3 protein-coding genes are annotated in these 1,721 nt (G+C 48.1%); all 3 read left to right on the forward strand.

Features of this window, described 5'->3' with window-relative positions; all coding sequences use genetic code 11:
• The first annotated feature begins 376 nt into the window (after positions 1-376).
• From ardB to N6P30_RS24290, 3 genes are read left to right on the forward strand one after another with little or no spacing between them, the layout of a single operon-like run.
• On the forward strand, positions 377-802 hold the full coding sequence (gene ardB / locus N6P30_RS24280) for an antirestriction protein ArdB (protein ID WP_000447669.1): 426 nt from the start codon (positions 377-379) through the stop codon (positions 800-802).
• A 57-nt stretch (positions 803-859) separates the two neighbouring features.
• A complete protein-coding gene (gene ardR / locus N6P30_RS24285) occupies positions 860-1,264 on the forward strand; it encodes an antirestriction protein ArdAB regulator ArdR (protein ID WP_000881514.1) in 405 nt (134 codons plus the stop codon).
• A 9-nt stretch (positions 1,265-1,273) separates the two neighbouring features.
• Complete coding sequence (locus N6P30_RS24290; RefSeq protein ID WP_000932975.1) at positions 1,274-1,513, forward strand: hypothetical protein; 240 nt, start codon at positions 1,274-1,276, stop codon at positions 1,511-1,513.
• Positions 1,514-1,721 lie beyond the last annotated feature (208 nt).

Raw genomic sequence — 1,721 nt, forward strand, 5'->3', positions numbered from 1 at the left:
CGCTGTTATGGTCAGGTTGGCAAGTTTTACAGGTTCTCTACTATATGTAGTGCTGCTTCAGCTGCCAACGAACGCTATATATAGTGTTTGTTGGCTTTCTGCTTTCTCAGTGTCCCCTGTAACCGGCCGCGTGGCGGCGGGCTAGCAGGAAGGGGGGTGGCCTGTCGCTCCGGTCAGTCCCGCAGTTTCCGGCGATTTGCCCCCGGTGTCCGGTGGAGTCCGGCGAGGTCGCCTTCCATGCCCTGACTGGCATAAAATAGGTAAATAAATTCCGTACTTGTATTGACCTTTAAGGCATAATCACCGATAATTAAATCATCGGGAGGCAATACCGCCGCCCGAAAAATTGCCGGTATCGGCTTAAAGAGGAAGTATCATGGAAACTATCGAAATCACCGCCCGCTACATTTCTGAAAACGCCCGCATGAACTTCATGCCTGCGGCATTTCGTGGCGCTTTCTTCAGCGCAGATCACTTCATTCAGTCCTTTCTGAATCGTTACGCTAAAGACTACCAGGGAGGGTATTGGGAATACCTTCAGGCCAGCAATGGCGCGTTTTTTATGGAAGCGCCCCAACCTCTTTGGCTCTCGTTACCTAACTATTTTGAAGGTGAATGCAGCGCGCGCGAAGTAGGGATTATTGTTTGTCTGTATGCCTACAGTTACTTTTGCGGGCTGGCATATGAAGAAGGCAAAGCCGAACTGAACGAAACGATGGCTAACCGGTATCACCTGTTGCGGGAGTACGTTAATACGCTGGAGAACGAAAGCCAGAATCGTATTTATCGTGCCATTGATTAACTGATAACCAGGCGGGCAAAGCCCGCCTTATCGTGACTGTCACGCTCAGGGGAAACTATGTTAGCGACACTTCAACACCCTACCGTCTGGCAATTGCCAGATCGGTTAATGCTTTTGGAACTGTTAATGTTCGATTACCGAAATTCCGATCAGGAGCGCTACGGCCAGCAAATCTATCACCACTATCGTAAACAGGGTAATCATCGCTGGGATACTTCTGTTCATCAGGATAGCGGCGGCCAATACGCGATTATTTTCCGGCACTCCTTCAGCAAAAAACAGGCTGATGGCGTTAAGCGAACGATGATCCGCGATGAAACCGTTATACGGGCAGGTACGGCGCAGGAGCTGACAGAAGCGACATTTCCCGACTTCCAGGATAGCGATATTCTGAAGGCGTCGGATTTCTTTAAGTCGCTTATCCAGCGCAAAGCGGCAGACGTAACACAAACCGATATTTGAGGATCAGCGATGCTGAACAAAACCGAAAACAACACCAACATTAGTAGTATCAACCCCTGTTCTACAGAGAGCCTAATAGCCGTGACGGGAAATGATGGAGAGACGCATATCATTCAGCGTGAGTTAATATCCCACTCTGTTGAAGGGCATGAAGCCACAATCATTCACCTTGTAACCGGGAAGTCGATAAGGGTTTCTTTGTCATCTGAAATTCTGGCAAAAAAACTAGGCATTACCGTGTCTGAATAACGGGTTTTGTTGCTTGTTATAAGGTTTTATCTGTGTGTGGCAGAGTTCTAAAAAGGGAAACGTGAGAGATTCTGAATACGATTAGTATAACGGAAATCGTGTTGAGTGTGCTTCTTGCGGGCGCTTTGGGGCCGGTTTTATTACGTCGAAAAAAAGGTCTGCTGTTACTGTTGTTGATTCTGGTCTGCACGATACTTTTGCTTCATGG

It is taken from the genome of Enterobacter sp. PL1 (genome assembly GCF_945957325.1).
GTDB classification, from domain to species: Bacteria; Pseudomonadota; Gammaproteobacteria; order Enterobacterales; family Enterobacteriaceae; genus Enterobacter; species Enterobacter roggenkampii.